Consider the following 6,096-nt stretch of genomic DNA (forward strand, 5'->3'; position numbering starts at 1 on the left):
GTCCCGGACAATGCGGCTTTGCATTATTCAAAATCGTTGACCTTAGTTCGACTAGAAGAGAAGGGCGCCGCAGCAAAAGAGATTGAAGTGGCTGCTGAGCTAGCGAAAGACAACAGCTATTACTGGTATCTCAACGGTGTATTGCAAGAAGATCTCGATATCGATAAGTCGACAAAATCATTTGAAAAGGCGTATTTGATTTCTGGCGCTCCAGAGCAACTCTATGCTGTATGTGATATTTACGTGCGTTACGGCAATGAAAAAACGGATGAATGTTTGACTGAGCTTAGTAAAGTCGCACCTGACTATGTGATTGAGCAGTTGAAAGAGAAGCGAGTAGCGCCAAGTTCATAGTAATTGCGTTAATCGATAAACTAGAGTGAGTTATTGAAAAGCCAGTCGAAACGTTCGACTGGCTTTTTTGCATTTGGAAGTGATTCTAAAATGTGTGGTTGGAACAAGAGATAAATCAGAGGCGTTATAGTGGGTGAGCCGAGCGACTCACCCGTAAAGCATCTATTCATTCATAAAGCATCTATTCACCCATCGAACTGGATGCGCGACGTCTGTCTGTTGCGCCGTAAAGTTTTCCATCTTTGATTTCAATGGCGTTTAAGCCACTGACGACAGGTATGACATGCACTGGGTAACCAAGTTGCATGAATTCTGGAACCAACATTTCGGCGTAGGTTTTTTTCTCCACCAAAAGGCCTGTTGGATCATAGGGCTTGGTGCGATCTATCTTAGTTCCGTATTGAATGTTTGGCAGGTCAATCGCTTCTTGCGCTGATAGATCCCAATCCACAACACCAACCACGGTTTTTAACACGTACCCAGGAATTTGTGAGCTACCCGGAGATCCAACAACTAAACGCAGGTCATCTTGTTTATCCATCACCATTAATGGCGTGATTGCTGAACGAGGACGCTTGCCTGCTTCAATTGCATTTTGGCTTGGTTTGCCATTGATGGTTGGTTTGGTAGAAAAATTCGCCATTTGTGCATTCAAGATCACACCGTCTACCATCACGCCAGAGCCCATTCCTGTACCGATGGTGCTTGTCATTGCTATCGCATTGCCTTCTTTATCGATGATGGAGATATGCCCAGTATCCTTGCTCTCAAAGCCTTGATGTTGTGCGTAATCGGTATCTGAAACCTTGCCTGCTTTCGGATTTGATTGAGCGATGCCATTTTCTGGGATCAGTTGGCGTCGCTTATCAATATAAGACTTATCAAGCAGTGCACTTACCGGCGTTTCCACATAATCAGGGTCACCTGCATACGCAATACGGTCGGCTCTTGCGATTCTCATAGCTTCTGTCATCAAGCGCCATGGTTCGGCATCGGTTTTGGACATGTCTGCCAAATCATAAGCTTCTAGCATTTCTAGGCTTTGCGCTACCATCACGCCACCAGAGGCCGGATAACCAAAGGATACAATTTTATTGCCACGATAATCGGTTTCAATCACGTCACGCTGTTTAATTTTGTATTGTTCAAAGTCTTCAATGGATAACTTTGCGTGGCCTGAATCGATGCGACTGTTGACCGTTTCTACAATGTTCTTACCAAACTCTCCACCATAAAGGTATTTGTCACCTTGTTGAGCAATATTGGTCAACGTGTCGGCAAGCTTTGGATTGGTCATCAAGGTGCCTGTCGGTTTGATTTCGTCGTTATCCCAATAGAGCGCTTTGATTTCTGGATCTTCAATTAAACGGCTTTGTTCACGGACCACAATGTCGTACGTGTAGCTATTCATCGCATACCCTTTGCTAGCCAGGTCGATGGCCGGTTGAACTAACTCTAACCAAGGTAGTTTCCCATACTCTTGGTGGGCACTATAAAGTAGACGAAGAGTGCCAGGTACTGCGACCGAACGCGGACCTAAAATTTCATTTCGACTCAGTGGCTTGCCGTTTTCCATGAACATGTCGGGTGTAGCGCTTGAAGGAGCCTCGTCTCGTCCATCAAGAGCGAGAAACTGCTCTTTATCATGCTGATAAAACAAAGCAAACGTTCCACCGCCGATCCCGGTCATGTCGGGCTCGACCACCGACATGGTCATTTGCATTGCCACCATGGCATCGATGGCATTGCCGCCTTGTTTCAGTATCGAATAGCCAGTGCTGCTGACATAGGGGTTTGTCGCACTAACCATGAATTTGTCACCTTCAGCATCTGGCATTACCGGAAAAGGGCTGGGCTCAGCAGCAAAACCCACCGCTGAAACCAAGCTTAAAGATAAAGTTGCTATACGCATGCGCTCTCCAATTAGAGGTTTAATTTAGTCGCTCTAAGGTTGACTGAATTAAAAAGAGTAAGTTCTTGAGCCTGTCGCCTTCGTACACAAACCTGACGATGTTGACACAGTTATTAAAGTGTAGGGCATGTAGGAAATTTAATTATTGGTAACGCGTTTGAATCATCGTGTTTTTATATATTTCAACTCGACATTAAGCCTATGGAATACGTGCGTTTAAATATGTTGGTTGAGTATGAAGTCGAATAAACATTAAGTTTTAAACAGGATGACGAGCTTGGAATTAAGCTGTATTTGATGAAGTTGAAAATTAAAACTTATGATTTATATGGTGATTTTCTCGGTCGATACATTTTATAAACAATATTTACATATTTATCACTATTTTTGTATTGACCGATTGAATAACTGGTCAGATCTGTTATTGTGCCAAAAAATACTATTGCGGTTTGTCATACTGTTTAGCAAGGAAGCTTATGTTTACACTATCGATTAAGAATCGAATTTTGGCGTTATGTTTGGTTTCGTTAGTAGGGTTTATTAGTATTCTATTTGTCGGTGGGAATACACTTACTAGCAATACCAAGCAGGTTAATCGAATTGACCAAGTTACTTATCCCGTGATGAACGCGGCGTCGTTAAACAGTGTGCTGATCTCGCAATTGGCGGAGCGCTTTAACTTAGCTGTAACGCTTGGTGATGAAGAGATTTTGGAAATGAACAAGCAAACTCTTGCTGCGATTCAAAGTAACTTCAATATTCAAATCACGCTGGATCCTTCTCTGCAGGGTGAATCGACACTTCTGCAAAATAAGACCAATCAATATTTTGAACTTGCTTACCAAATTGCCCAAGGAATGATCGATGAGGAGATCAGTCTGAGCGAAGCCGGTCGTTTGGCAAAAGAAAGTACCGCGATTTTAGATGCCTTAACCCTTGGCATGCGTGAGTTCAGCGCAGACCGACAAACTGAGTTCGAGAATGCAGTTGAAGATCTAGAAGCCAATAATAAACAGGCTAACCAAATCATGAGTGTTTCTGGTGCTGTGGCAATGCTTGCTATGTGTATCTTCGGGTGGTTAGTCGTAAGAGGAATTCGAGCGGATCTGGCAAACATCAGCGATAAGATGCACGATATCGCTGAGGGAGACGGAGACCTAACAGTACGCCTTCAACACGAGAAAAATGATGAACTTAAACCATTAGTAGAGTCATTTAATAGCTTCGTGTCTCATCTGCAACAGAACGTTACCCATACCATAGACAACGTGACTCAACTGGATTCGATCTCTGGCTCTCTTGTTAAGTCGAGCCAAGTTACAAACGAGCTTTCTACTAAGCAACACCTTTCAATTGAAGAAGTTTCTAGCTCATTGAATCAGCTATTCCTTGCTGCTCGAGATATTGCAACCAATGCAAATGATGCATCATCTTCTGCTTCTAGTGCTAGTGAACAAGCAAGCTTAGGGGAGCAGCAAGTTGAGAGCACCATCGTTGCGGTAAAAGAGCTAACGAACGCTGTCAGCAATGCATCGCAAGTTGTCAAACAGCTGAACGACAACACACAGAGTGCAGGTTCAATTTTAGAATCGATCAGTGCGATTGCAGAACAAACCAACCTGTTAGCGCTCAACGCGGCCATTGAAGCGGCCCGTGCTGGAGAACAAGGTCGAGGTTTTGCTGTGGTTGCTGACGAGGTTCGAACGTTAGCGTCACGGACACAAACATCAACCCAAGAAATTCAGTCGGTGCTTTTACAACTGCAAGAACAAGCACAAACGGCCTCGACCATTATCTCTGAAAGCGTTGTTAAAGCAGAAGACTGTGTAGAGAAGTTCTTAGTGGCTGAAGGTTCGCTACAAAGAATTACATCAGATGTCACCGAAATCAGCCAACGAAACGAAAGTATTGCCGCTGCGACAGAGCAGCAAGAGCAGACCTCAACCCGAATAGAAACCTTTGTAGAAGAAATTCGCAAAATGGCAGAAGGCACTAGCAACAGTGTAAAACAAGTTGATGCTGTCGCCCATGATATTCAAGAGGTCACTCGAAACATATCAACATTAACTGGCCACTTTAAAGTGAGTTAAAAGCCCCTAATTGTCCTCTCTATCCTTGTTCGTGAAACATAAAGGAGGGAGGTCTACACCCGAAATTCGGGTGATTCATATAAAAACAAGAAAATAACATAACAATGGAGTTAGTTATGAGAAAGACAGTGGTTGCTGCACTCGTAGGCATGGCGTTTGGCGCTAATGCTACAAGCATGGACAATATTCGTATTAGCGGATTCGGTTCTGTAGGTATTGGTAAGTCAGATAACGCCATAGGTTATGCGGGTTACACTGACGAAAAACTCGACTGGGAACAAGAGACGCTAGCGGGGGTGCAGTTTGACTTTCAAGTCAACGAGCGTGCTAAATTCGTAACACAGGTGGTTGCTAATAGCCGCTATGACTATGATCCAAAATTTGAGATGGCTTACGCGTCTTATGATTTCGACTCGTTTACTGCTCGTGCAGGTAAGCTTCGTCTTCCTCTATTTTTCTATTCAGACTACACCGATCTAGGCTATGCGTACCCAATGATCAGGCCGTCTCAAGAGCTTTATGAAAACATTGTTTTGAAAGGTTATACCGGCGCAGACTTGCTGATTCCGATAGAGCTTGAAGACTCAAGCCTATTGCTACAGCCACTGGTTGGTATTGGCACTATCGATGAGGAAGATTCAATCGTAGGTGAGGTTAAGTTAGATCAACTGTATGGTTTGAGCGCGAACTGGAACGTTGATGATTTTACTTTCCGTGGTTCTTACTTGGTTGCTGAAACAAACCCATCTTGTGATTTCAATACATCAACGGACCCGTACTGCCGCCAGTTAGCTCCTTTACTTGATAGCCAAGATGGTCAGTTTATCTCTTTGGGGGCGCAATATGATAACGGCGATCTACTGGTTAACGTAGAAGCCGCTGACGTTCAAATTGAAGGTCAATTCTACGACTATCAATCAGTTTCAGGCTTGGTCGGCTACCGAATTAATGAATTTACGCCTTACCTTTCTGTAAGTTGGGTTGAAACCACAGATAACGATGAACGTGAAAACATGATGATTACAGCAGTTAAAGAGACGATGAATTACGAGCGTATCTCTTACTCTATCGGTAACCGATGGGACTTTGCTAAGAATATGTCGTTAAAGGCTGACGTGACTTACGTGGATTACCGCGATACAAGCGGTGGCTTCCAAACCAATGTCGAGACGTCTGCAGCCAACCCATTTATGGCGACAGGGAATTACCTTGAAGACAGCTCAATTGTCTATTCAGCTCGTCTAGATTTCGTATTTTAAGGAGGCAACATGAAAACTTTATTATCAGCGATAACATTAGCCGTCCTTTCATTTAATGTATCTGCAGGCATGGTTGTTATTGGTAACAATGCCGGTGTGGATTCATTGTCGAAGTCGGATGTCAAAAAGCTCTTTATGGGTAAAAAAAGCAAGCTAGCTAACGGGACTAAGGCGCAAATTATAGAGTTAGTTGATGGTTCAGAAGGGCGACTTGCCTTCCATGAAGTCGCAACGGGGCGCAGTGAATCTCAGCTACAATCTGCTTGGTCAAGGCTAGTGTTTACAGGTAAAGCTGAAGCGCCTATTCAAGTTGCAGACTATAGTGAGGCCATCACAACGGTAGCGTCAAAAACTAACGCCATTGGTTACGTTGATGAGTCGGCATTGACGGGTGACGTGAAAGTGTTGTTTAAGTACTAATGCAATTTTAGATGATGATAAAAAGCCCAAGACAAAGGTGTTGTCTGAAGTGACCCCGTAA

The 6,096-nt window shown here is 43.7% G+C and carries 4 protein-coding genes and 1 pseudogene; 4 read left to right on the forward strand and 1 reads right to left on the reverse strand.

The genetic code is table 11. The features are described from left to right. Positions 1-354: pseudogene (locus BCT81_RS22540) on the forward strand (hypothetical protein); the annotation flags it as partial. Between the two features lie 181 nt (positions 355-535). On the opposite strand, the gene ggt reads toward BCT81_RS22540, so the two are convergent. Next, positions 536-2,266 carry a gamma-glutamyltransferase gene (ggt, locus tag BCT81_RS22545; RefSeq protein WP_102425913.1) on the reverse strand — a complete coding sequence of 577 codons (1,731 nt, stop codon included), beginning with the start codon at positions 2,264-2,266 and terminating at the stop codon, positions 536-538. Between the two features lie 623 nt (positions 2,267-2,889). On the opposite strand from ggt, the gene BCT81_RS22550 reads away from it, so the two are divergent. From BCT81_RS22550 to BCT81_RS22560, 3 genes are all read left to right on the forward strand, one after another. Next, a complete protein-coding gene (locus tag BCT81_RS22550) occupies positions 2,890-4,356 on the forward strand; it encodes a methyl-accepting chemotaxis protein (RefSeq protein ID WP_102425916.1) in 1,467 nt (488 codons plus the stop codon). A gap of 116 nt (positions 4,357-4,472) precedes the next feature. Further along, on the forward strand, positions 4,473-5,615 hold the full coding sequence (locus BCT81_RS22555) for a hypothetical protein (protein WP_102425914.1): 1,143 nt from the start codon (positions 4,473-4,475) through the stop codon (positions 5,613-5,615). A 9-nt stretch (positions 5,616-5,624) separates the two neighbouring features. Then, complete coding sequence (locus BCT81_RS22560; RefSeq protein WP_102425915.1) at positions 5,625-6,035, forward strand: phosphate ABC transporter substrate-binding protein; 411 nt, start codon at positions 5,625-5,627, stop codon at positions 6,033-6,035. Positions 6,036-6,096: the final 61 nt, after the last annotated feature.

The sequence above is a fragment of the Vibrio sp. 10N.261.52.A1 genome, from assembly GCF_002876325.1.
GTDB lineage: Bacteria > Pseudomonadota > Gammaproteobacteria > Enterobacterales > Vibrionaceae > Vibrio > Vibrio chagasii.

Excerpts from the sequence above, each read along its gene's own strand:
- BCT81_RS22550 (WP_102425916.1), top strand. The coding sequence starts at position 2,890 with ATGAACGCGGCGTCGTTAAACAGTGTGCTGATCTCGCAATTGGCGGAG.
- BCT81_RS22555 (WP_102425914.1), top strand. The coding sequence starts at position 4,473 with ATGAGAAAGACAGTGGTTGCTGCACTCGTAGGCATGGCGTTTGGCGCT.
- ggt (WP_102425913.1), bottom strand. The coding sequence starts at position 2,266 with ATGCGTATAGCAACTTTATCTTTAAGCTTGGTTTCAGCGGTGGGTTTT.
- BCT81_RS22560 (WP_102425915.1), top strand. The coding sequence starts at position 5,625 with ATGAAAACTTTATTATCAGCGATAACATTAGCCGTCCTTTCATTTAAT.